The organism is Limibacter armeniacum, assembly GCF_036880985.1.
Taxonomy (GTDB): Bacteria; Bacteroidota; Bacteroidia; order Cytophagales; family Flammeovirgaceae; genus Limibacter; species Limibacter armeniacum.
On record NZ_JBAJNO010000009.1, the window covers coordinates 2,063,418 to 2,088,185 of the forward strand.

Annotated in this window: 18 protein-coding genes, 4 tRNA genes and 1 pseudogene; 8 read left to right on the forward strand and 15 right to left on the reverse strand. The window is 36.3% G+C overall.

All coding sequences use genetic code 11. The features are described 5' to 3' along the window. Positions 1-40: 40 nt before the first annotated feature. Positions 41-1,336 carry a metallophosphoesterase gene (locus tag V6R21_RS26425; protein WP_334246519.1) on the reverse strand — a complete coding sequence of 432 codons (1,296 nt, stop codon included), beginning with the start codon at positions 1,334-1,336 and terminating at the stop codon, positions 41-43. Positions 1,337-1,640: 304 nt separating this feature from the next. On the opposite strand from V6R21_RS26425, the gene V6R21_RS26430 reads away from it, so the two are divergent. The 6 genes and pseudogenes from V6R21_RS26430 to V6R21_RS26455 all read left to right on the forward strand — a co-directional run. Further along, positions 1,641-2,882 carry a competence/damage-inducible protein A gene (locus V6R21_RS26430; protein ID WP_334246520.1) on the forward strand — a complete coding sequence of 414 codons (1,242 nt, stop codon included), beginning with the start codon at positions 1,641-1,643 and terminating at the stop codon, positions 2,880-2,882. A gap of 163 nt (positions 2,883-3,045) precedes the next feature. Then, positions 3,046-3,672, forward strand: a complete 627-nt coding sequence (locus V6R21_RS26435; RefSeq protein WP_334246521.1) for a thioredoxin family protein — start codon at positions 3,046-3,048, stop codon at positions 3,670-3,672. A gap of 164 nt (positions 3,673-3,836) precedes the next feature. Further along, complete coding sequence (locus tag V6R21_RS26440) at positions 3,837-4,424, forward strand: hypothetical protein (protein WP_334246522.1); 588 nt, start codon at positions 3,837-3,839, stop codon at positions 4,422-4,424. Between the two features lie 127 nt (positions 4,425-4,551). Beyond that, positions 4,552-6,111: a bacillithiol biosynthesis cysteine-adding enzyme BshC gene (bshC, locus tag V6R21_RS26445; protein ID WP_334246523.1), complete on the forward strand. Its 1,560-nt coding sequence runs from the start codon at positions 4,552-4,554 to the stop codon at positions 6,109-6,111. 436 nt (positions 6,112-6,547) lie between these two features. Further along, on the forward strand, positions 6,548-7,165 hold the full coding sequence (locus V6R21_RS26450) for a sterol desaturase family protein (protein WP_408613076.1): 618 nt from the start codon (positions 6,548-6,550) through the stop codon (positions 7,163-7,165). Between the two features lie 242 nt (positions 7,166-7,407). Next, a pseudogene (locus V6R21_RS26455) lies at positions 7,408-8,766 on the forward strand (dipeptidase); the annotation flags it as partial. Between the two features lie 163 nt (positions 8,767-8,929). On the opposite strand, the gene tuf reads toward V6R21_RS26455, so the two are convergent. From tuf to V6R21_RS26480, 5 genes are all read right to left on the reverse strand, one after another. Then, positions 8,930-10,108 carry an elongation factor Tu gene (gene tuf, locus V6R21_RS26460; RefSeq protein WP_334246525.1) on the reverse strand — a complete coding sequence of 393 codons (1,179 nt, stop codon included), beginning with the start codon at positions 10,106-10,108 and terminating at the stop codon, positions 8,930-8,932. 134 nt (positions 10,109-10,242) lie between these two features. Then, a tRNA-Thr gene (locus V6R21_RS26465) sits at positions 10,243-10,314 on the reverse strand. 80 nt (positions 10,315-10,394) lie between these two features. Further along, positions 10,395-10,467, reverse strand: a tRNA-Gly gene (locus tag V6R21_RS26470). 82 nt (positions 10,468-10,549) lie between these two features. Further along, positions 10,550-10,621: transfer RNA gene (locus tag V6R21_RS26475), tRNA-Thr, on the reverse strand. A gap of 29 nt (positions 10,622-10,650) precedes the next feature. Continuing rightward, positions 10,651-10,734, reverse strand: a tRNA-Tyr gene (locus V6R21_RS26480). 479 nt (positions 10,735-11,213) lie between these two features. Between V6R21_RS26480 and V6R21_RS26485 the strand changes: the two genes are divergently transcribed. Then, positions 11,214-12,536 carry a hypothetical protein gene (locus V6R21_RS26485; protein WP_334246526.1) on the forward strand — a complete coding sequence of 441 codons (1,323 nt, stop codon included), beginning with the start codon at positions 11,214-11,216 and terminating at the stop codon, positions 12,534-12,536. 312 nt (positions 12,537-12,848) lie between these two features. On the opposite strand, the gene V6R21_RS26490 is transcribed toward V6R21_RS26485, so the two are convergent. Genes V6R21_RS26490 through V6R21_RS26530 form a run of 9 tightly spaced genes read right to left on the reverse strand, consistent with a single transcriptional unit; the run spans position 12,849 to position 21,852 of the window. Beyond that, positions 12,849-13,982, reverse strand: coding sequence for a glycosyltransferase family 4 protein (locus V6R21_RS26490; RefSeq protein ID WP_334246527.1), 1,134 nt, complete (start codon positions 13,980-13,982; stop codon positions 12,849-12,851). Next, positions 13,979-15,100: an acyltransferase family protein gene (locus V6R21_RS26495; RefSeq protein ID WP_334246528.1), complete on the reverse strand. Its 1,122-nt coding sequence runs from the start codon at positions 15,098-15,100 to the stop codon at positions 13,979-13,981. Before V6R21_RS26495 ends, V6R21_RS26490 begins: the two co-directional genes overlap by 4 nt. 5 nt (positions 15,101-15,105) lie before the next feature. After that, on the reverse strand, positions 15,106-16,200 hold the full coding sequence (locus V6R21_RS26500; protein WP_334246529.1) for a glycosyltransferase: 1,095 nt from the start codon (positions 16,198-16,200) through the stop codon (positions 15,106-15,108). Further along, positions 16,169-17,239, reverse strand: coding sequence for a glycosyltransferase family 2 protein (locus V6R21_RS26505; protein WP_334246530.1), 1,071 nt, complete (start codon positions 17,237-17,239; stop codon positions 16,169-16,171). Before V6R21_RS26505 ends, V6R21_RS26500 begins: the two co-directional genes overlap by 32 nt. Beyond that, entirely contained in the window at positions 17,229-18,455 is a 1,227-nt protein-coding gene (locus V6R21_RS26510; protein WP_334246531.1) for a glycosyltransferase, read from the reverse strand. The genes V6R21_RS26505 and V6R21_RS26510 overlap by 11 nt, the downstream gene beginning before the upstream one ends. After that, positions 18,442-19,200, reverse strand: a complete 759-nt coding sequence (locus V6R21_RS26515) for a sulfotransferase domain-containing protein (RefSeq protein WP_334246532.1) — start codon at positions 19,198-19,200, stop codon at positions 18,442-18,444. The genes V6R21_RS26510 and V6R21_RS26515 overlap by 14 nt, the downstream gene beginning before the upstream one ends. Continuing rightward, positions 19,193-20,623 carry a lipopolysaccharide biosynthesis protein gene (locus tag V6R21_RS26520; protein ID WP_334246533.1) on the reverse strand — a complete coding sequence of 477 codons (1,431 nt, stop codon included), beginning with the start codon at positions 20,621-20,623 and terminating at the stop codon, positions 19,193-19,195. Before V6R21_RS26520 ends, V6R21_RS26515 begins: the two co-directional genes overlap by 8 nt. A gap of 40 nt (positions 20,624-20,663) precedes the next feature. Continuing rightward, on the reverse strand, positions 20,664-21,242 hold the full coding sequence (locus V6R21_RS26525) for a sulfotransferase family protein (RefSeq protein WP_334246534.1): 579 nt from the start codon (positions 21,240-21,242) through the stop codon (positions 20,664-20,666). Next, positions 21,232-21,852, reverse strand: coding sequence for a sulfotransferase family 2 domain-containing protein (locus V6R21_RS26530; RefSeq protein ID WP_334246535.1), 621 nt, complete (start codon positions 21,850-21,852; stop codon positions 21,232-21,234). The genes V6R21_RS26525 and V6R21_RS26530 overlap by 11 nt, the downstream gene beginning before the upstream one ends. Positions 21,853-22,635: 783 nt before the next feature. On the opposite strand from V6R21_RS26530, the gene V6R21_RS26535 reads away from it, so the two are divergent. Beyond that, positions 22,636-23,145 (forward strand): helix-turn-helix domain-containing protein, encoded by a 510-nt coding sequence (locus tag V6R21_RS26535; RefSeq protein ID WP_334246536.1) that lies wholly within the window; start codon positions 22,636-22,638, stop codon positions 23,143-23,145. The last annotated feature ends 1,623 nt before the right edge of the window (positions 23,146-24,768 follow it).

A 24,768-nucleotide genomic window follows, 5' to 3' on the forward strand; every position in this document is an offset into this window, starting at 1 on the left:
GACTTTCTGTCAATAGCACTCTATATTTTCTTAGCTAAGCTTAACTCAGTTGATCAGCCAACAGCTTTTCTTCTGCTTCAGATTTCAGTGTGATTTCCGTAATCTCAGGAGGCATACCAATACGCCCTGCTATAGCATGGTAACCAAATCCCCTATTTACATACAAGAACTGCTTACCTTCCTGATACAAGCCACCCCAACGAGGGTATTTATATTTTACCGGACTCCACTTCACACCCGGAATCTCAATACCAAACTGCATCCCGTGGGTGTGACCTGAAAGGGTCAAGTCAATATTGGTATCCAACACTTCTCCATCCCAGTGAGACGGGTCATGCGACATCAGGATTCTAAACGGTGCCTGTTCTGTCCCCTCAGATGCCTTTCGCAAATCACCGTATTGAGGGAACGGCGGACGTCCCCAGTTTTCTACACCAATTAGTGCAATCTGCTCCCCATCCTTTTCCAATATTCTATTTTCATTCAGTAACAAGTCAAAACCCATATCACGGTTTGCTTGCTTTACCCCATCAAGGTTCTTGCGTCTATCCTCTGTATTCGTCCAAGGCACGTAATCACCATAATCATGATTTCCCAATATGGCATACTTCCCGTGCTTGGCTTTCATTTGTTTCAAAACCTCAACCCAACCAGTTGTCTCATCTGCCAGATTGTTTACCAAGTCGCCAGTAAACAACAATACATCCGCATCGAGTTGATTGACCATCTCTACTGCTTTCTGTACTGATGGATGCTCTTGAGGAAAACTACCAATATGGATATCAGAGATCTGCACTACCTTTAAACCATCAAAAGCTTTCGGCAGGTTTTTAAAAGTCAGGTTCTTTCTCACTACCCTGAAGTCGTACCGTCCTTTGACCATACCATAAGCAATTGCCCCAAAAGGCACTGCCGCCAGTCCTGCCCCTACATAAGTAAGGAACTTACCTCGGCTCATCGCATCTCCACCTTCTGAAACTTTTCCTGAAGCAAAAGCCTTAGAAATAATATTAGTAACAAAATAGCCTATATCTTCCATGCCGTGGAACAGCACAAAAACCAACTTAGACAACAGCGACATCATCACTAAGGCATTCACGGTAAAGAAATAATGTGACTGTCCCGGAATTCGGTATTGGTCATAGTTCAGCAATGCCCATGCTAAGCCTACATAAACACTGATGCTGAATAGCCAATACAATGTTGATATTACAGTTCGCACAGAAGCTTTTTCAACACCTTCTGTTAGTAACCTTACGCCTTTAAAGGTGTATAAGTCCAACAGAAGCAGGATCACAAAAAGCACCAGCGAAAGGGTGACAATTCTTTCTTTCATTGTTCTTTCTAATTAATTCCTTTTGATGGGTAGTAAACAAAACTCCCTTGTATGATCAGGTTAATAGATAGCTATCATATTCACGATATAAACTCCCCACATAAATAGGTCGCAAAAATATCAAGGAATAGATAACCCGTACAAATATCAAAATGTTTTCATGGGTAAACCTTACGATAGGGTAACCTTTATGTTACTTAATTGCTTAGCATCTGATCGCATTATAACAAATGATAACAGTATTACTTATTTGGTAGTTACCTTTGGGCATGATCACAACTTTTATAGACTAACACACATTTATATGAACGTTTATGCTGAAATCATAACCATCGGTGATGAGATCCTTTACGGACAAATCACAGATACCAATTCACAGTGGATTGGTCAGGAACTAGGAAAAGCAGGGTTCCGAATAATTCGTAAGACTTCAATTGGAGATACCCGCGAAGAAATTCTTACAGCCTTGAAAGAAGCTGAACAAAGAGCCGATGTAATCCTAACAACTGGAGGACTAGGCCCAACCAAAGATGACATCACCAAATATACCTTTGCTGAGTATTTTGGTACTGAAATGACTTTTAGAGAGGAAGTCTTCGAAAACATTGACAGGCTTTTCAAGATCAGAGGCCGACAGCTCACCGAACTGAACAGGCAACAAGCGTATGTTCCTTCCAATGGGAAAGTTGTGATGAATGAAGTTGGTACGGCTCCTGGTATGTGGTTCCCAAAAGGAAAGAAAGTGTTTGTCTCCATGCCTGGTGTTCCCCACGAAATGAAAAAGATGATGACAGATTCAATCATCCCCTCTCTTCGTGAATCATTCAACACACCATTTATTTACCATAAAATGGTGCGCACCATTGGCATTCCAGAATCCTCACTCTCTCAAATGTTGGAAGACTGGGAACTTGCCCTTCCTGAACATATCAAACTGGCTTACCTTCCTAGACTTGGACAAGTACGACTACGCTTGACTGCTACAGGTCCTGATTTGGACATGCTGAAATATGAAGTGGAAAAGCAGCTTGAACAGATACGACCTATGTTGGGGGACAAAATGTATTCAGAAGATGACCTTGAAATTGAGGAACTGATTGCAGGCCTGCTAACCAGCAGAGGACAAAAGCTTGCCACTGCCGAAAGTTGTACCGGTGGGCTAGTTGCTGACCGAATCACTAATCTTGCAGGAGCATCAGCATTCTTTCAAGGAGGCATTGTAGCTTATAGCAATGAAGTTAAGGAAAGTCAATTGGGCGTTAATGCCACAACCCTTCAGGCACATGGTGCCGTAAGCGAAGAAACCGCTAAAGAAATGGCCGAAAATGTAAGGTTGAAATATGGCGCTGACTTTGGTATTTCCACCACTGGTATTGCCGGACCAACTGGAGGTACACCCGAAAAACCGGTTGGCACAATTTGGATTGCTTATTCAGACAAGGACAAGACAGAAGCAAAACTGTTACAGCTTTCCTCTGATAGACTACTAAACATTAACGCAACAGCCAATGCAGTTCTGAAACTCTTATGGGAAAACATCAGATAATTTGGTAAATTGTTACATTAATATGAACAGCGAATTGCTCATGAAGTATCTCAACTTTTTGACGTAATGGCAGAACTAGCCTTGCGTTCTTCACCTACCAGAGCAATTCCTGCTTACAGTATAACTGTTTAACTGTTCTCTCACTTAAAGCTTCAATGCGCCTATGGCAGATAAAGTAATGATCTCAAAGGAAACAATGGAAAATGCTTTCAGCTACGATGACTACAGGGAAGCGCTTGATGGTATGTTGTCAACAGAGTCAGGTTCCAATGGTTTAATCAATTATGAGGACGAAAACCTTGTAGAGTACACCAAGCTGAATGTAAGCAGAATGCAAAGGCTGGACAAGACAACACGCCTTTCTGAAGAACTGATCAAAGCAGCGAGGAAGCTGAACAGGAGCGTAATTTGGCTGCTCATTACAGAAGGTTGGTGCGGAGACGCTGCACACAGCACGCCAATTGTTGCAGAGGTTGCCTCTGAATCGGAAAATATTGACCTGAGGGTAATCCTGAGGGACAATAATCCAAAAGTGATGGACATGTTCCTGACTGACGGCAAACGCTCTATTCCTAAACTTGTCGTATTAGATGCCCACACCAAAGATGTTATCGGCATGTGGGGACCACGTCCTACTCCTTTGCAGGACTCACTTCCTCAAATGCAAGTGGACGCTGACGGTGACAAAGACACCCTGATGACAGCTGTACAGAAGTGGTACAACAAAGACAAGAGTAAAACAATTATGAAGGAATTGGCTGCATTACTCAAAGAAATAGACGCTGCCTAACCTTAAGTATCAATAGAAATCAATACAACCACCGACAACACTCAATGTCGGTGGTTTTTCATTTATATGCTTTGCTGAATTCTTTGGGGTAATTATTTAATATTGCGACATCACTACCAATAGTGAAGCGAACAAAACATATAAACTTTACAGGAACAAATACTATGTCTTCACACCATATTGTAAGAGACGAACAGGAACCGGCCCTGCTGATGCTGAATACTGAGAATTGCGAGTACGACCATCTTTCCCAACTGTTGGAGTGGAGTCCTGTTGTGGTTGCTACTGAGCATACATTGTCACAGCTACTTGCATGGGGAATCAAAATAGATATTGTTTTCACATCTCCTGAAAAACAGGAACTGGTTCATGAGTTGACCATTTTCCAACGTCCTATCAAGATATTTGCAACTGAAAATAATCAGTGGACAGAGGCTTTACATTATCTCTCCAGCAACAAACACAAGGCTATCAATATCTATACAGACAAACTACCTGAAATAGCTGACCAAGTCGCCTGCTTTGCTAACGACATTGACCTTGTCTTATATAATTCACAGGAAAAAGGTGTATTCAGCCGAAATGGTAAATTTGAAAAGTGGGTAGCCAAAGGTACACAGTTCAAAATCCCTGCAGACCTGATAGCAGAGTACTATAACCTAAACCATTTAGGTAACCAAGTATGGGAAGCTTCAGTGAATGGTACTATTCGTATTGAAGCCAATAAAGATTTCTTTCTGATAGAAATGTAAACAAATCTTCTTTCCCAAAGTTGTACCTTTGTTTGAAGTTTGGAATACACGAATATCTTACTAACGGGAAAATATATCCGATGAGGTTTTCTTCACAGAAGGATAAACCAACAGGCAGCAACTGAACATGAAGCATATTAAAATACCATTTGAACAAACAGGCTCATTCTCAAAGATGTTTTTAGATTACATCAGTGGCGAGGAAGCGTTAAAGCCCTTCTATGCCTGTAGTCCTCAGCTAGAAAACTTTGAGCAACAGATACGATGTAAGGAGAAGCAATTTACATCAGAACAGCGTCAAATTCTCGCTGATACCCTTACCCAACAATACCACCATATTTCAACTCCCCCCACTTCCCAAATAGAACTTCTTAGAGAAGGCAATACATTCACTGTCACGACAGGACACCAACTCAATATCTTCACAGGTCCACTGTATTTCTTATATAAGATTGTAGCAGTCATCAACCTGACCAAAAAGCTGAAAGCCACTTATCCTGACTACAACTTTGTTCCGGTTTACTGGATGGCCACTGAAGACCATGATTTTGAAGAAATCAGCTTCTTTAATGCTTTTGGCAATAAGTACCAATGGGAGCACCCAAGTCCTTCAGGCGCAGTTGGAAGATTGAACCTTGATGGAATTGAGCAAATTCTGAATAGAATCCAAGATATGCCCGCCTTCTTCAAGGAAGCTTACACCCAACATGAAAACCTGACAGATGCCACCCGTTATTTTGTGCATCACCTTTTTGGAGAAGAAGGGCTTATATGTGTGGATGCTGACCACGCTCAACTCAAACAGTCTCTCAAGCCTGCTATCAAGAAAGACATTAAAGATAACCTGCCTTATCAGTTGGTAACTCAAACAGATGAGACACTGGAAGTTGCCGGCTACAAGTCTCAAATATTTGTACGCCCTATCAACTTCTTCTATATGGAGGGAAATATCCGTGAACGGATCGAAAAAATAGGCAACGAATATGTCATCGTTGACACAGACCTACGCTTCTCTGAGCGTGAAATGGACCAGTTAATAGAAGAGCATCCCGAACGGTTCAGCCCTAATGTGGTGCTGCGTCCATTCTATCAGGAAGTAATACTACCCAACCTCGCTTACTTGGGAGGACCTGCTGAGGTTATCTATTGGTTACAGCTGAAGTCCGAGTTTGATGAGATGGGCGTACCTTTCCCCATTCTTATGCCACGTAGTTTCGCACTACTGTTATCAGAAAAGGAAGAGAGCAAACTCAACCGCTTTGGCTTTGACGTAGAAGATATTTTCAAAAGTGAGCATGACCTCAAAAATGAGTTCATACAAAAGCATTCTGAAAAGGATTATGAGCTAAAAGAAGAAGCTGCCTTACTCGATACACTCTATGCCCAAATCATGGAAAAAGCCAAGGCTGTGGATCCGGCACTTGAAACACATGTCAAAGCTGAACAACATCGGGTTTCCAAACGCTTTGAACACACGATCAATAAGCTTAGAAAAAGTGAACAGCGTAACCTTTTGGAAGGAATTGAGCAAATCCTAAAAGTGAAGCAAGCAGCATTTCCTGCTGGTGCCCCTCAGGAACGAAAAGACAATATGCTCAACTTCTATATAAAGGATAAAGAGCTGATCCAAAAGCTGCTTGACAGTTTTGACCCATTGGATTACAGTTTCAATATCTTGATAGATTAAAATTTGAAAGCAGGAAACGCAAGAGTGTTCAGACATCGAAACTTGTGATTCCTGCTTTTTTTAATTCCCTCTACCCCTTAATATTTCTAAAGTCCATAATTCAAAATTGGATTATTGTCTTACAGGTTAAGACTCTCTAAGGAATTCTAAAATATAATCACCCACTTTGTCGCTTTTAATATGTATTTTCTGTTATAGCATAGTAGAAATAAATGCTGTTTGATCTCTTTCTGAAGGGTTTAAATACATAGCACTTTGTTATCAACTTAATGAAAGTTAATCAAATAGTTCCTAAGAACATTTAAAACAGAAATGTGTTTTACCATAGAAACTAGCACCAGACGCTTTAAAACTGGTCTTCAACTCACCTAAATACCTCCTGATTTTTCTGACCCTTTCTTACTTACTTTTATTGTCTGACAAAAACAGCCTAAGTATGACACAGATGAATACGCGAATAACTCCTAAAAACAAAGGAACCAAACAGCTATTTCAGAATGGATTGTTGGAGAAGCTGACCCGTACACATGCGGCTGTCCCCATTACCCTATTTATCATTATTGGTATCGGATTACTAAGCTATGGCATTTACCAACAGTTGATCACTGTCGTTCCTGCCTTAATGCTATTTTTGGCAGGGTTACTATCTTTCACGCTTATTGAGTATCTGGTGCATCGCTTTGTATTTCATATGGAGCCTGACACATCACTCAAAAAAGATATTGCCTATAAGTTTCATGGCGTCCATCACGAATATCCAAAAGACAAATCAAGGCTTGCCATGCCACCTGTACTCAGCATATTACTTTCCTCTATCCTATTTTTGGCATTCCTGTATATAATGGGCAACATAGCATACGGATTCTTCCCCGGTTTTATTGTCGGATATGCAGCATACCTGATTGTACACTACATTGTACATGCTTACCGTCCACCCAAAAACTTCTTCCGTATCCTTTGGGTACATCACGGTATTCACCACTACAAGCGTAATGACAAGGCCTTTGGTGTATCGTCTCCACTCTGGGATTATATTTTTAGATCCATGCCATAATTATTTTCAAGACTTTCGTTTAAGCCTGTTTATCTTCGGATGATTCAGGCTTTTTTTTCGTAAACTTTTCTTTACATTTGTTCTGCATTTTTCTATAAAATGTTCAATTAAGCATTTCTTCATATGCTAAATGAAAAAGTGTTAGTAAACCACATTTTAGTATCAAAACTACCATAGATAAATCAAGGTGCAGTACATAAGAAAAGCTTCTTTACCACTGCACTGAGAAACATCAAGACTTACAAATCATGAAAGCATACATTGAGGCTAATCAGGAACGATTCCTGAAAGAACTATTTGAACTTCTCAGAATACCATCTGTAAGCACAGACAAGAAATACAAAGACGACCTGCGCAATGCTGCTCAGTATTTGGCTGACAAGCTGACTGCCGCTGGTGCTGACAAAGTAGAACTTTGCGAAACACCTGGAAACCCTGTGGTTTTCGGAGAGAAAATTATTGATCCGGCACTGCCTACAGTACTTGTTTATGGTCATTATGATGTTCAGCCTGCTGACCCATTGGAACTGTGGCACACACCTCCTTTTGAGCCTGAAATCCGCGATGGTAATATCTATGCCCGTGGTGCTTGTGACGACAAAGGACAAATGTACATGCATGTTAAAGCCTTCGAGACCATGATGGAAACAGGCAACATGGCTTGTAACGTGAAATTCATGCTGGAAGGTGAAGAGGAGATTGGCTCAGTAAACCTGACAGACTTTGTAAGAAACAACAGAGAGAAACTGACTGCTGATGTTATCCTGATTTCAGATACGGGCATGATTGCAAATGACACTCCTTCCATCACAGTTGGTCTGAGAGGTCTTGCCTATATGGAAGTAGAAGTAACTGGTCCTAACCGTGACTTGCACTCTGGCTTGTACGGTGGCGCAGTGAGAAACCCTATCAATGCCCTGACTGAAATGATCGCCTCTCTTACAGACGAGAATGGCCATATCACAGTAAAAGGTTTCTATGACAAAGTGGAGGAAGTATCAGCAGAAGACCGTAAGGCTATGGGACTGGCACCTTTTGATCTGGAAGCATACAAAAAGTCAATTGGCATTCCTGATGTAGCAGGTGAGAAAGGATACACATCCCTAGAAAGAGCTTCTATCCGTCCTACATTGGATGTAAACGGCATCTGGGGTGGCTATATTGGTGAAGGTGCTAAAACCGTAATTCCTTCAAAAGCCTATGCCAAGATCTCAATGAGGCTTGTGCCTCACCAATCTTCTGACGAAATCTCTGAGCTTTTCCAAAAGCACTTTGAAGCTTTGGCACCAGCTGGTACTACAGTAAAAGTAACAGCACATCACGGTGGCGAACCAGTAGTGATCCCTACTGACTCTCATGCTTACCAAGCAGCAAGCAAGGCATATGAAGAGACATTTGGCAAAACACCAATCCCTATGCGTAGTGGAGGAAGTATTCCAATTGTTGCCATGTTCAAGGAAGAACTTGGATTGGATTCTATTATGATGGGATTCGGTTTGGATTCTGATGCGATCCATTCACCAAACGAGCACTTTGGGGTATTCAACTATATGAAAGGGATTGAAACCATTCCATTGTTCTTCAAGCATTTTGCAAAATAGACTTGAGCATATAAACTTAAGGTTTTATAAGAAGTCCGTTGGAGTAATCCAATGGACTTTTTTTATCTCCGATCTCTAGTCTATAAAAACAAAAAACCCGCAACCGAAGCTGCGGGTTTTTGTATATATAACGAGTTATATCGTTGCTATATCAGGAGACTAATTAGTCCAGGATTTCAGTTACCTGACCTGCACCAACTGTTCTACCACCTTCACGGATTGCGAAACGCAAAGTTTCTTCCATTGCGATTTCTTTCAGCAATTCTACAGTGATAGTGATGTTGTCACCTGGCATTACCATCTCAACACCGTCAGGAAGAGAGATAGTACCAGTTACGTCAGTTGTACGGAAGTAGAACTGAGGGTTGTAACCAGCAAAGAATGGAGTGTGACGACCACCTTCTTCTTTAGACAGTACGTAAACCTCAGCTTTGAATTTAGAGTGAGGCTTAACTGAACCTGGCTTACAGATTACCATACCACGCTTGATGTCTTCTTTGTTGATACCTCTCAACAACAGACCTACGTTGTCACCTGCTTCACCTCTGTCCAAGATCTTACGGAACATCTCAACACCTGTTACAGTAGAAGTCAGTTTGTCACCAAGACCCAAGATCTCAACTGGATCACCTGAGTTGATAACACCTTTCTCGATACGACCAGTCGCTACAGTACCACGACCTGTGATTGAGAATACGTCTTCAACTGGCATCAGGAAGTCCTTGTCAACGTCACGCTCTGGAAGTGGAATGTGCTCATCAACGTTGTTCATCAGCTCTTCAACTGTAGCTACCCACTCAGCTTCGCCGTTCAGGGCACCCAGTGCAGAACCTCTGATGATTGGAGAGTCACCGTAACCTTTGCTTTCCAGTTCTTCAGCAACTTCCATCTCAACAAGCTCTAGCATCTCCTCGTCGTCCACCATGTCACACTTGTTCAGGAATACTACCATTTTAGGTACACCTACCTGACGAGCCAACAGGATGTGCTCTTTAGTTTGAGGCATAGCACCGTCAGTTGCTGCTACTACTAGGATAGCGCCGTCCATCTGAGCAGCACCAGTTACCATGTTCTTAACGTAGTCAGCGTGACCTGGACAGTCTACGTGAGCGTAGTGTCTGTTCTCAGTTTGGTACTCAACGTGTGAAGTGTTGATTGTAATACCTCTTTCTTTCTCTTCAGGAGCGTTGTCAATTGAAGAGAAATCTCTTGTTTCAGCCAGACCTTTGCTAGCAAGAACTGATGAGATTGCTGCAGTCAGAGTTGTCTTACCGTGGTCAACGTGACCGATAGTACCGATGTTCAAGTGCGGTTTCGAACGGTCAAAGGTTTCTTTAGCCATCTTTGTAAGATTAAGATTTAAATTTAAATTATTTCGAACTCAAGTTAAAAACAAAAAGACCGTAGCACGTAGTTCGCAGTTCTTAGATATCTACGACCTATGAGCTACGATCTACCTGTCTACTCTTTTTATCGAGCCAACGATGAGATTTGAACTCACGACCTCTTCCTTACCAAGGAAGTGCTCTACCCCTGAGCTACGTCGGCTTATGCAAGCAATTTTACTGCTCTCAACAGTAACACTGCTTTATAGTCTGCCTCAAAAAGGCTGACCGGTATTCAAATTGAGCGGGCGACGAGGCTCGAACCCGCGACCTGCAGCTTGGAAGGCTGCCGCTCTACCAACTGAGCTACGCCCGCTTATTTTTGTTTCATTATCAGAAGCAGAATTTATCCTACTTCTATTCCATTTTATAAAAGCCTTATGCCTTTATAAATGTAGAGCCAACGATGAGATTTGAACTCACGACCTCTTCCTTACCAAGGAAGTGCTCTACCCCTGAGCTACGTCGGCTTTTGGCAAGCAACGCTGCCCATTTTTAATGGTGGGGAGAGCAGGATTCGAACCTGCGAAGCCGAAGCAACGGATTTACAGTCCGTCCCATTTGACCGCTCTGGAATCTCCCCTGAAAATAATTGACGCAAGTTACGGCATCACCGCCAAATGGCCAACAAATAAGGGCACAGAATTATGCCTTCTTTATTCGGAGTGCAAATCTATACTGATTTTTAAAAAGTTCAAATATATTGCAGAAATTTTATCACTATGTAAGTGATGCTTTTTTCACTCCTCCCTTCAGACTACCAATGCACCTTGTTTATATCCTGAAAATGAGTTTAAAAATCCTGATTTAGGATCAGTATTGTTACCATTTATTTCACTTACAAAAATCTGCCTGTCATAAAACCCTATTTTCCTAGTGTGATTCCGTCTGTACAACACCTTTTTCAACCAGAAAAAATGGGGTATTCTTGACGTTCACTTCCCCAACTATACCACACTTTATCAGAAAGCATTTTCCCGTTTGGCAGGAATACTACCATTGGTTACTTAATAAAATCTATATTTACCGTTAAGATTTAGGAATAATTACTGACTGTATTCAATGGACATCTGGGAACTGCTGCTGACACCTTTATATATAGGGCTGATTTTTCTGCTTGCAAAAGCATTGGAAAAAAGGCTCACCACCCCTCAAAACAAAAAGTTTTATTACTGGGGACTAAGCGCCAAGCTATTTGGTGCCTTTTTCTTCGTGATGATCTATATGTTTTATTATGGGTTTGGCGATACCTTTACATATTGGAGAGGTGGGCAAGTAATAGCTTCTGCAATTTGGGAAAACCCTAAAGCATTTTTTGAAATGCTTACATTACGGGCTGAAGATTACACTAACAATACATTTCATTACACAGGAAATATCTTATACTTTAGAGCTCAATCTACTTGGACACTTACACAGATAGTCGGATTGGTTGAAGTCTTCACATTTCAATATTACCTTCCAACAAATCTATTATTCGGCTTTATCTCTTTTCTAGGTTCATGGAAATTATATCAAGCTTTTATAGATATACACCCAAAACTAATTAATCAACTTGCATGGGGGATGCTATTTATACCCTCCTGTATATTTTGGAGTTCAGGTATTCTAAAAGAGTCCATTACCTGTGCCTCTATAGGTTTTTTCACTTATTATAGCTTCAGATTACTATATCATAAAAAAAATATCACTAAAAGTATTGTCATCTGTTTTATAAGTTTTTGGCTTATAAAGGATATAAAAAGTGTTACTATCTATACTTATCTTATAGGCTTAATAGCATGGTGGTATTTATATATACAAGGACAATTTATTAAAAACAGTATCCTTAAGGTCACTCTAGCTTCAATATTAATTGTACTCATATCTGGAGGAATATTATTGGTTCAGAATAGTATTATCAATGAAATCCAAAATGATATTGCATTTGAGAAAATACAAGAAACCGTAAAAGGCTTCCACTCTGATCATGGAACTAGAGTCAAAGGTCATACTGGAGATGAGGCTTCAACTTACCACTTAGAGTGTGCTGGAGATTACACATTAAAAGGTATGATTATGTGTTTACCTGAATCTATCAATGTAACCTTATTTAGACCTTATTTGTGGGAAAGCAGTAAAATAACACTTTTATTTAGTGCTTTGGAAAGTAGTCTATTTTTACTACTAACAATTTTCGCTTTATATAAAATACGAGGAAAGCTGTTATTATATATGATAAAATACCCAGAGATTACACTATCTCTAATATTCACTATTATGTTTGGGTTTATTGTTGGATATACAGCCTATAACTTTGGAGTATTAACCAGATTTAAAACTCCTATACTCCCTTTTTATATGGGAGCTTTAATAATTATGATCAATAACAAAAAGTTAGCGTAACATTAAACTCTATTAAGAGTTATCAAATTAGCAACTAACTCTTTATATCTTCTAGGCTAAATTGAAGCGCAAACTATTAGCACCTTAAATTTCAATCAGAGTCAATCATTTATAATAACGTATTGGTTCACTATTAATCAAAATACAGTAATGGAAACTCAATAAGCAACATAAGGCTTATAGATCATATCCCCTTACTCAATGATAGGTAGTCGCAAGCTCCATAGGAGCAAAACCTATGTAACCAAACACATGAGATATTTCAGAGTCAGATTAAGAAAGAGTCACTTCCCTACTACACCATCACTCATATTAGTTTAAGACTGATCTATAAAAATTCAACGTTTGGTTCACCATTCTTTCTCTAGAAAAATAAGATTTCAGTCTTTGATATGCATTAGTAACTAACATGCTTCTTTGCTTATCATCATCCAATAAAGATATAATTTCTGATGCCATTGCTGAAGTGTCATATGGAGCTACTAATACTCCAGTCTTATTATGCTCAATCACCTCATTACAGGCAGGAACATCAAATGCAATTGTTGCTACTTTCGCATTAAACGCTTCAACTAAAACTAATCCGAAACCTTCTGCCATAGAAGCAACTACTTGAATATCTGAACTAACTTGATAACTATAAATATCTTCTTGAAATCCTCTAAAAATCACATGTTCTGCAATTCCAATAGTCTTTACATACTCTTCTAGCTCTTCTCTCATCTCTCCACCACCTACCACTACAAGTATAACATCTGGGTAATGATCTTTAATAATCAATAATGCATCAAACAGCAACTTATGACCTTTTAATGAAAGCAGCCTTCCAACAATTAATAACTGATGATCTGAAAAACGAAAGTTATGATTTGCCTCACTTTTTTTTAAAAAGTTAAACCCATGATGGATAACTTCTATCTTTGATGGAGTGCTAATTGAAAGGTCAACAAAAAGTTGCTTTAGTCCTTCTGATACAGCAAATGATTTATCTATATACTTTTCACTGAACTTACAAATCCAGTAATAACTATCCTTAATTGGTATTGAAGTATCAAAACCATACTTTTCCATAAACTGTTCACTATAACCATGCTTTGTAGACACTAGCCTATAGTCAATTCTAAAAATAAACTTAACCAAAGCACACCAAAAATCAGCATGTATTAAATGAGAGTGCACAATATCAAATCCTCCTTTAGATATAATACCCTTCAGTTTTCTTAAAAAAGACAAAGACAAAACACTATCAATAATTACATCATGTACATGTACACCATATGACTCAAGCTTTTCATTAAACAATAACGGCTTCTGTTTATCAATCGGTTGCCTAACAGATACAAATTCACACTTAACTCCTCTTTCAAGTAACGAAGGAATAAGTTCCAAAAAATAGTTTTCTGATCCTGCCAACCCTTTCACCTTTTGAATAAATAATACTCTCATAAATATTTCCTCTTCAAGTCTAACCACCTTTTAGTATTTTTTTCAATAATTAAGTATTGAACATATGCAACCAACAATGAAAAAGGTAGCGACAACCAATAAAAAAAAGGCGAAACAAATGGTGGCTCTAAATCAAACAAATAAATAACTATTGATATAAATAAAGTTATAGTTGCTAAATGAGTAATATAAAGAGAGTAACTAAATTTACCTATAAATGAAAGGAGTATTGATTTAAACCCTCTCTCTAGAAAAAGTTCTATCATTATCCCTCCTAAAAAGAGAGCTATTAATTCAGTAAGTCTTGAATACCCACCCCATAAAATATTCAAACCAACCATCACTATAAAAAGCAATAAAACAAACACCATAAGTACATACACACTTACTCTTTGATAAAGATACTTTCTTATAGGTATATAATAGCAAAACAAAAAAACACCGATAGCGAAATAAAAATTATATACAAAAACAAAATTAAATAAAAAATATTCCACTTTAAAGAAAGTCCCAACAATATACAATAAGGAAGATATGATTACATAATAAATACTCTTTTTTGATACAACAAATGGCGCTATTAAATAAAAAACGACCTCATAACCTAATGACCAAAATTGTGCTACAACAATTCCAGTTGGAACATAAACAAATAAAAGTGCTATAGACTCAAAACTTAAAAAATACTCTACATTAGATAATCCTCTATATTGAACTCCCTCATATACACCCTTATATAAATCAGGCGTTACCTCTCTTGTCATATAAACAACAAATAGAGCCCATAAAACTGACAACAAATAAGGAGGATATAAGCGAATCCCTCTTCTTACTAAAAAAGAAATAACATCTTTACTATTATGAAGTGCATAAGCAATCGAGAAGCCTGATAATAAAAAAAACAAAACTACAAACTCATGACCTAACCGAGTAAACATATTTAAATACATACCCAACTGACCAATCATTGTAAGTTCACCTTTAAGGTTATTTTCCACAAAATATGTCCCTCCTACCCATAACCATCCTCTACTATGGTTAATTAAAACATATAATGCAGCTAACCCTCTTAAAGCTTCTAGCTGTAAGAAGCTCTCTTTATTTAGTTTTGGAATCATAAATATCAAATAAAACCAAGATACTTGTCAATCATTTGATTTATTGATAAGTTATCTAGCGCATAACTTCTTGAATTATCAGAAAACAACTTTCTAACATCATAATTCTTCAAATAATATATAGCATTTGCTAACTCTTCATCATTACATACCTGAACAAGTAATCCATTTACATTATGTGTAATAACATTATTTACCCCCCCAACATCAGATCCAATAATAGGCAAACCATAAGCTTGAGCCTGCATAATTGCAGTACTCATTGTTTCTCCAAACGTAGCATGAACATATATATCTAAAGAAAGCATAAAATCTTTCAAGTCTTCCTCACCTAACATTCCACAAAATTCTACACAACTCTCTAACCCTAACTCAGACACTATATTTTCTAACCCTTCCCTTGTAACACCATCACCAGCTAATCTAAGAATCCATGACACTTCTGGATATTTCTCATTTAAAATTAAAATTGCCTTTATCAAAGTAGTATGATCTTTTATACTCACCATTCTACCTTGCATCCCAATTATAACTTTCAAACAATCCTTTTTAGGAATATATCTTGGATACAAATCAATATCCAAAGCACTATTAATTACTTTTGCTTTAGGTTTATTAAACAAAAAACCTATTTTCCGTTCAACTTCGCTCCTATACCTCTCAGTCAAATAAATATTGTAATCCGAAAGTCTCATAGACATAAGCGTCCACAACCACTCTCTTCTTCTTTTTAAATCATTTGATTGGTGCTCTACAAAAAGTAATTTAGCAGAGTAAAAACACTTGGCATACAGAAAACTAACAGGTATAAGTAAATTACTATGGATTATTACTACTTCTGGCTGTAGTTTTTTAAGCAACTTATAGACCTTAAAATGAGCAGATGCTGCAACACCTACATTCTTTCTTACATAGTAATAATCTATTCCCAATTCCTTACATTTCCTTATATAACTCTCTCTCAGTGGTTCAACGCCAAAAAACACAGGAAAACACTTTAAATCACTATTTTCATTCAAAAGCCCTATGTAGAAGTTAAAAAAATACTCTGCATGACCGCCAAGACCACTATATAATAGATGAACAATCTTCTTCAACATTTATGAATTTTAAAACCTCCAACTTTTTATCAGAACTTAAATATGACTTTCTAGAAAAATCAGGTAAAACAGAAGTACCATAAAAGAACCCTCTTCTTAAATACCTATTCTGATTACTGTTTAATAAATGAAGTATTTTTAAATAAATTAACCCCGTAAATTTCACTCTTTTAGAGATTGACAACTTATCTGTAAAATCTTTCCAAGATAAGATTGACAACCTATAATCTATTGTTAAAAATGGCTCGCAAACTAACTGCAAAAACACTCCTACAAAGCTTTCCTTTTGTTCTCTATCTAAAGTAACTTTATCCAACAATAACTTACCAATTCGGGTATAAAGCTCTTTTCTACTCTCTATTTTTGCTTTTGAAACTTGATTGCTAATTCTAACCCCTTCATGCTTTCTATAGAAACAATCAGGCAATTCATCATTACAAACTAAATATGACATAGACATTATTAGAGCTCTTACATGCAACTCCCAATCTTGTCCACCACCAATAGAATTTTCATCAAACCCTTTTAACTTCTTAAATGACGATTTTCTCCAAAGAGGACTAGTTATTGACCAAGGAAACGAATAACTTAAAAATTGAGACAAATCACCCCTCATTGAAGGGTTTGAAAACAATTGAGTATCATCTAAAATTTTCTCACAAAAAAACACCATTGGAAAAACAACAAAATCCAATGATGTATTTAAAATCTTGTACAACCTTTTCTCTAAACAATAAGGAGCTATAAGATCATCTGAATCAAGAAAAATCAAAAAATCACCACATGACAAATCTACACCTATATTTCGACAAGTAGCAGCTCCTTTTGGACCACGCTTTCTAGATACAAGCTTAATTCTATCATCAGAATCAACAAACTTTTGAACAACATCTAGAGTTTTGTCTATTGATCCATCATCAACAACAATACACTCCCAATGAATATATGTTTGTAATAAAACAGAATTAAGTGTTTCTGATATTAAATCAGCTCTATTGTAAGAAGGAATAATTATTGAAATCAATGGATCATTTAGCATAAATATCTAAAATTTCATCAGCTAGAACTTTATTATCATAGTTTTCAATCACAAAATTTCTAGCACACTTTCCTATTTGCTTTCTTAATTCTGGAGATTTAATTAATTTAATAGTTGTTTCTACAAATGATGATTTATCATTATAATCAATAACAAAACCAGTTACTCCATGATTAATACTTTCAGGCATCCCCCCTATATTAGAAACTATTACTGGAAGCCCCATAGACTGTGCTTCTTGGATCACTAATCCTTGATTTTCACATCTCCCGCTCTCATCAACACCGCCTGGATACAAAAAGATATCTGCACTATCTAATTCTTTTATTATTTCATCCTGTAATAAACTTCCTTTAAGAACTACTTTATCCCCTAAATTTAACTTCGATATTAAATCTACACATTTAGAATACTCAACTCCATCACCAATAATAACTGCCTCTACATCCCCACTCCCTTTTGCTATAATTTCATTAATCAACTCTATAAAAAACAAACAACCTTTCCATTTAACCAATCGTCCCACAAACACAATTTTAACATCTCTACTTAAATCAATAGTTTTCTTTTGTGGTGAAAAAAAGGAAGTATCTAAACCAACTGGAAGAACAGAAATTAACGAAGTATCAAATCCTAATCTCATTAATTCATTTTTCGTAAAGTTTGTATTAGATGTATAATAAGCTCTTGATTGTTTTAATTTTCTATAAAATTCAGAAGAAAAATCATGAGCATCATAACCATGAAATGTCACAACCATCTTCTTATCTATATCATACTCACACAATAAATCATTAACCAAAACAGCGTTATCACCAAAATGAACATGCATAACATCACAATCACTCTCCTTAATACACAATAAGAGTAAATGATTATATAATTGTCTTAAATTAATAGAAGCAACCCCATACTTAAAGATATTAAAAGAGCTGAGTAAGAATGCTACATCCTTATAATACCTCATTATATTTAGTATTCCTTTCCAAACTCTTTCCAGCTTATTAATAGGCATTGCAATATCTTCTCTCACTAAATCCATTAATGAGTTTTGGATGACAACTGGATGAATCACACCATTCCTTAATACATGTCCAGTACACAATATACTTACTTCACACCCTTTATTTATTAGACTTACAATCTGATTTACAATAAATGTTTCTGATAGAGTGGGAAAGCTAGTAACAACAAATAGAATTTTATTTTTCTTCATCTTTATCGAAAAACTCATCATGCTTAACATTTGACATGAAAAAGTCTAAATCACTCTCACTAAATGCTTCTCTCCACGAATCAATCACTGCTTTATTTGGCAATAAGCCAACTGCATTACTGATTGGATTTACATTATCATTACTCAATAACAGCTCATCGCTAAACACTTTATTATGAATCATCAAGTAAACTTGATAAGGGTTTCGTACTAAATCTTCATATCTAACAATAACAACTTTATTGTTACGCTTTGCGTAATCAAACCATGTGTTCACATGTTCAAACCAATGTTCTACGATATTTTGACTAGGGTTATCAACCTTAATTGCAGGAGTTCCACGCCAATCTAACTTCAACCTCAAAAAATCTGAAAATGAAATCCCTTTATATTTTGAATGAATAAAATTATTAGTCTTCCAAATAGAATATGCAACAGCCCTACCATCTCTATATATATAGATAATAGGCATTTTCACTTTACCTATTCCTCGATTTGGAAAGATATGAGAGCCAAACAATTTACCAAACTCATTTCCTTTTCCATTAACAAGACGATTACTCCAATGTCCCCAAACAACATTATCAGTCATTAAATCTTCTTGCTGATAAAAATTCTTAGCTAAGAATGCCTCCATAAAGTGTGTTCCCGAACGAGGGTGGGAAAAGACTAAAACATATTTATTAGAATATTTAAACTCCTGTTCTACCCACCTACCTACAATAGATTTTATTTTATTATACATCACCTCTCACCTTATAAAATAGACTTACAACAACTTTTTCTATAATTAAGTATTTATTTTTAAACATGACCTTTACCCATATCATATAAAAAAACACAAACACAAAAGATTTAACAAAAGATATCAAAATACTCGAAACATCAACTGAAATCCAGTTAAGACAAACTATCATTAAACCAACAAATAAAGCATTAATAACAATACTTAATAATTGATCTACAAGTGACATTCCTAAGACTTTCCTAACACAGACAAAATTTATCAGTAATGAAATAAACCCTACAATTACAGTCAAGTACAAAAAAACTTCCACACCAAATAAATAACCTAACATTAAACTTAATAATCTAAAAAACTTAACTACCAAACCAGCCTTTAAACGTAAAGACATATATCCCAACCCTACTACTATATTTTGAATTATTGCATTAATAGGAATAAAAAAAGTAGACAACAATAGCATTTTAAAATAAATAACAGACCCTAGCCATTTCTCTGAAAACAATGTTAAAATTATCAAATCCGCAGATAGATATACAATTGCTGTCACACCAAATGAAAGTATTGTAACAACTCCCTTCACATCTTGATATACTTTAATCACTTTTTCTTTATCATCCTGTATACCACTAATATACGGAAACAAAACTTTCATCAAACTTGAAGACAGATACTCTTTTAATAAAATATTTAATGACTTAGCCCTATTATAATAACCTAATTGATTAGCATTCAACACCTTACCAACCAACACCAAATCTAAAGAATTAAACAAACTAGTCAATATTGTATCAATAAATTTTTTACTACTAAATGACCATATATCTTTGACTTCATTTATATTAAAATAAAAAATAGGTCTCCATTTACTCACATACCAACTTAACACCACAATTACCACACGACTAAAAAAGTGCTGAACAACTAACGCCCATACACCATATCCTAATAGGGCAAAAACTACTCCTCCTCCTCCTCCAATAACCACTCCTACTAAATTAATCAAAGAAAGTGACTTAAAATCTAGCCCCTTAGTTAGTTGAATATTTTGAACTACGCCAAAACTACTAACAAAAAACAACCCTGAAAATACTTTTACAATACCAACTAATTCATCTCTTTTGTAAAAATCTGCAATAACCGGAGACAACATAAATACAATTAAGGTTAATACAATCCCCATAATTATATTAAACCAAAAAACTGTACTATATAATTCATTAGTAATACTTTTCTTTTGTATCAAAGCTGCACCAAAACCCAAATCTAAATACACTTCCGACATATGTACAACCACTAATGCCATACCTATTAAACCAAACTCCTCTGGTGTTAAAATCCTAGCTAAAAAAATAGATATTATTAAACCTACAGCTTGATAGAAAACTTTACCAAAGAAATCCCAAAAAATACTTCTTAACATCATTTAGAAAGTAACACCCAACAAGAACTCACCTTACTAATTATTTATTAAAATAAGAAAAAAACATACCACCACCTTTTCTATATTTACCTTTATTAGCATGAGGAAATGAAATATTTGGAATTGGTTTATTCAAAAAATTACATAAATCACTCCATTCACTTCCCTCTTCCCAATTCACAATCAGCAAATCATCCTCTCTTCCTTTAAAATAAGATATTACTTCATTATTATGCTGCCTATACTTTTTTAAATATACTAATTCATTCCCCTTAGGACTCCCTTTCCCATATATCCACTCTCTCATATCTGAATGCTTTCTATCAAAATGATTTAAAACAGACTTAATCCACTTTCCCTCATCACGCAATGTCAGTATAAATTTACTTTTTGGATACTTATCATCTAATTCTTTATATAACAAAGCCCAAGGGTTATCTTCATATGCATCATACATATCTGCAACAGATAGCACATAACTAATATCTCCACTAATTAACTTTTGTGCTAAATCCACTCTAGCATCAGCCACATTATACCCTAAATTAGTCAATGCAGCTCCAAGTGTAGATGTCCCTGTTTTATGGAACCCAACCCCTATTACTTTATTAGTATTCATATCCAAATTTCATTATATCTTCTTTAAAATGTCTTTCTATTATCCCTGCAGTATTATCATTATAATAATCTCGATAATTCACCTTTTTTGTTTTATTCAAATGAGGTAAATCACAATTTTCAAGACCAATATTATTCGCTACAATTTTAAAGTCGTCTACTATTCTTTCAAATTTACCAATAAAATCCACATCTATTAATTCTTCATTATTTTTCAACCAATCTAATTGCGACTGAAACATAATTGGGTTATCATAATAATAGTAGTCTTTCTTATTCCCATAAGTACACTCCACCCATTCATTAAATCCAATGGGACTATTTAGCATATTACATTGGTTAGTTTTCACTCTATATTTATAATGAGAAACAACTTTATCCCAAGGATTCCTAACAAACGCAAATTTATATGCACTCTCCCATTCATTTGAATTAATAAGTCTCACTAGTTGTTTTACTGTTAAATGTTTTTTCTTAGACAAACCAATTACCTCTGCAATACTAGTCCCTCCGGTTTTATTTATATGAATAAAAACATAATTTCTTTTCCCACCTTTTCTTAATGGATTATCATTATTACCGACTATTCTTGTTATAATATCCTTAAGCATAAAGAACCATTTAAAATACTTAAATACACTTTCTCACAACCAATACAAGACTTAATTAGACACCCATTTCTGCTTAATTACCTATTTTCTCATCTGCAAGCTACAGCAATAATCAATCTAAGTAGAAAGTATTCTCAATAGAAGATAGGTTGGTTTCCATGATAAATAGAACTAATAGCTAACTACTGCCTGAAAAAATAGTAGAAACTCTAATAATTTGAATCACATAGCTTTTATAACAGATTTAGTCTGGTTTATAGCTTTTATGAAAACCTTAACACGAATAGATCATAAAGACAAACTTTTTACCTCAATCGTTCGCGCTGCATATTATCTGGTTCTTTGACCTATTTAAAGACTGGTCAACGATAAGCTTGTAGGAGTTACCCGTCTTAATTAGATAACAACAGCAAATGCTTCTCCACTTTATTTGTTTTTACCATTGCCTGAAACTTGGTATCACCGAACAATAGCTTACGTAACTTTACAAATAAAAAAGCATGTACTCAATACAGGATTTTGGATAACACACTGCTACCGTTACTCACTTTTACAGTTTCTTTATTGTGTGCAAATTAACAACGGAATAGTGTGATGAATATTGGTTAAGAAAGTTAAAGGTTGCTGATGTAGGTTTGTACGTGAGAATGATTTAGTCCTCTATGATTTTTTCTGCTAATTGAAAACGCACTTAACAAAAGTGTTAACCTGCTACTAAATTGATTATAAGCGCTTTTCGCATCAGTCTGTAGAGAGTAATACCATTTACATGTCTTACCATTTATGAAACACCTTACTTTTGAGCAACGGCAAGTAATTTTGGAGGGCATCCGTAACCATAAAACGGATGCTGCCATTGCCCGTGAAATTGGGGTACATCGCAGTACGGTAGGGCGTGAAATAAAAAGAAATGGAGGAAGAAAGTATTACTGTGCAGACCTGGCGTATAGAATTGCCCGACATCATCAGCGTTTTGCTTATTTCTTTTTTCGCTGTCCGGAAGGGAAAGGAAGTCTTTATGGTAAAAACTGGGGACTTTATCTAAATGGTTTTGTTTTTACTGGTTGGGGTGGCTGGCAGCCATACCGTTTTTTTATAGGGTACTCCTACAACACAAAGTTACCTGAAGTAGCAGAGGAAAAGATTCTGGTAACTGTGACAAAAGAAGTGTTTATCGTTGCTGTTATTTTGTCAGAAAATAATATCGCTATCCAAAAAGGCGATTATTTCCTTTGTAATAAATGGGTTGGGAACGTGCGTCAAAAAATTCCTGATTTTGGGAATGTGGCTTAGGTTTGTGTACTATTTTAATCTGTTGAGCTGCCTTTGGTGGCTTTTTTTATGGAAAAAAATATAGTGATCAATTGCTACAGAGGTTTATGTTTTATGAAACAGCAATATCTGGACGGAGTACCTGACTTGTGTTGCATTTTAGTTGAAGTTTTTTTTTCTGTTTTAGTTTTTAATTTTTCTCCTGCCTTTTTAATCGTTTTGTCTATTACAGGTTGAAAGCATTTTTATTTTCGTGTGGGTGATGGGATGATGAAGTTGTACAAAATAATCGGCAGCACCCATTCAACCCCTATCGGGGTTGGGAAAGCATAAAACACTGTGCCACAGGCTTACGTCTGTCGCTATTATTGTTTGTTTCCTTTGGAAACGGTGGTTATTATACAAAACACTCCCAATTGGATTGAAGAGTTTTAGCCTTGGATGATAATCTGGGGTTTGCGCAATCCATCTTTCTTCAACTCCTGTAGCCCCAAGCTTTGGTTGGTTATTTCAAGATGTCGCTCCTAAACGGAGCTAATCAAAAAAAGCTGTAGGAATACATTTGTGCTACTAGTAGGTATTACATTAGGCTACGATATATCCATGATTCTACCATTGACGACTTTAGGTATTGCTCCTACGGAGCTGAACAGCTTGTTTCCTTCCAATAAATCTATAATCCACATTATTGATTATATCTCTCTTCCAAGGCTGAAAATATCATTTCCACAACGATGGACTAAAGTCCATCACTGACATATTTTGTCCCTTCAGGACTTTTTGCTCTGAAAGGGCTTTACACAATAGCATTCATCCGATCGATGGTGTATTTAGTCCCTTCGGGTAGGGTGTATACCTCCGAACAAAAAGTAAATGGGACTTTTCACTCTATTTGCTCCGTAGGAGCTATATCTTTGTAGCACTATATTAAGCCTGAAATACCCAGAACAGATATGGCTCAATAGAACAATACTAGGCACTGTTCCTACAAGGTATCTGGGGCAAATGAGTCTCTTATCTAGCCAACCCATGTCTAGCTACATAAAGGTTGAGGTCAATGGTCTCTATTGATAGACTCTTGCATTATAGATCGTTTAAATTGAATACTAAAGAAAATTCCTTCAGCTCCACTCAGGAACCCAGTAGTGGTTACTGGGTCTCCTTTATTAAGCAGAGGTATAATTGAAATCGGAAGTTTTAAACTCATCGATGGTTTATAGGTTCAACTCCTTTGGAGTTGGATAAATGTAATTTACTTATACCTCAGGCTTACGCCTAAGGCTACTATTGTTCAATCCCTTCGGGATTATTTTTTCATACAGCAAACACCGTTTCCGAAGGAAACAAACCATATTAGCTCCAGATGGCAATCTGGATTTTACAGCAGTCAATATATCATAACCCTGAAAGGGTTGAACAGGATAACATCATTTAGTAGATCATAATATGTGAAAGGATTAGAGTAGGAAATCTCTATTCCAATTCAATACTTGCTTATATATAAGCTAAGTTTCAGTCCAAAAGACTATCCATATTACTTCTAATAGGTTCTTATCAGCCTGTTTTCTGTAGCTATACCTATCTCCTTCCGTATTCTTTATTTTCCTTACATAAGAAAGGTTTTACAATAACATTGAACACATC

Bases quoted from the DNA above. Each gene is read 5' to 3' on its own strand.
- tuf (WP_334246525.1), bottom strand. From the start codon at position 10,108: ATGGCTAAAGAAACCTTTGACCGTTCGAAACCGCACTTGAACATCGGT.
- bshC (WP_334246523.1), top strand. From the start codon at position 4,552: ATGAAGCATATTAAAATACCATTTGAACAAACAGGCTCATTCTCAAAG.
- V6R21_RS26435 (WP_334246521.1), top strand. From the start codon at position 3,046: ATGGCAGATAAAGTAATGATCTCAAAGGAAACAATGGAAAATGCTTTC.
- V6R21_RS26490 (WP_334246527.1), bottom strand. From the start codon at position 13,982: ATGAGAGTATTATTTATTCAAAAGGTGAAAGGGTTGGCAGGATCAGAA.
- V6R21_RS26535 (WP_334246536.1), top strand. From the start codon at position 22,636: ATGAAACACCTTACTTTTGAGCAACGGCAAGTAATTTTGGAGGGCATC.
- V6R21_RS26425 (WP_334246519.1), bottom strand. From the start codon at position 1,336: ATGAAAGAAAGAATTGTCACCCTTTCGCTGGTGCTTTTTGTGATCCTG.
- V6R21_RS26505 (WP_334246530.1), bottom strand. From the start codon at position 17,239: ATGCTAAATGATCCATTGATTTCAATAATTATTCCTTCTTACAATAGA.
- V6R21_RS26485 (WP_334246526.1), top strand. From the start codon at position 11,214: ATGGACATCTGGGAACTGCTGCTGACACCTTTATATATAGGGCTGATT.
- V6R21_RS26525 (WP_334246534.1), bottom strand. From the start codon at position 21,242: ATGAATACTAATAAAGTAATAGGGGTTGGGTTCCATAAAACAGGGACA.
- V6R21_RS26520 (WP_334246533.1), bottom strand. From the start codon at position 20,623: ATGTTAAGAAGTATTTTTTGGGATTTCTTTGGTAAAGTTTTCTATCAA.
- V6R21_RS26530 (WP_334246535.1), bottom strand. From the start codon at position 21,852: ATGCTTAAGGATATTATAACAAGAATAGTCGGTAATAATGATAATCCA.
- V6R21_RS26440 (WP_334246522.1), top strand. From the start codon at position 3,837: ATGTCTTCACACCATATTGTAAGAGACGAACAGGAACCGGCCCTGCTG.
- V6R21_RS26500 (WP_334246529.1), bottom strand. From the start codon at position 16,200: ATGTTGAAGAAGATTGTTCATCTATTATATAGTGGTCTTGGCGGTCAT.
- V6R21_RS26510 (WP_334246531.1), bottom strand. From the start codon at position 18,455: ATGAAGAAAAATAAAATTCTATTTGTTGTTACTAGCTTTCCCACTCTA.
- V6R21_RS26450 (WP_408613076.1), top strand. From the start codon at position 6,548: ATGACACAGATGAATACGCGAATAACTCCTAAAAACAAAGGAACCAAA.
- V6R21_RS26515 (WP_334246532.1), bottom strand. From the start codon at position 19,200: ATGTATAATAAAATAAAATCTATTGTAGGTAGGTGGGTAGAACAGGAG.
- V6R21_RS26430 (WP_334246520.1), top strand. From the start codon at position 1,641: ATGAACGTTTATGCTGAAATCATAACCATCGGTGATGAGATCCTTTAC.
- V6R21_RS26495 (WP_334246528.1), bottom strand. From the start codon at position 15,100: ATGATTCCAAAACTAAATAAAGAGAGCTTCTTACAGCTAGAAGCTTTA.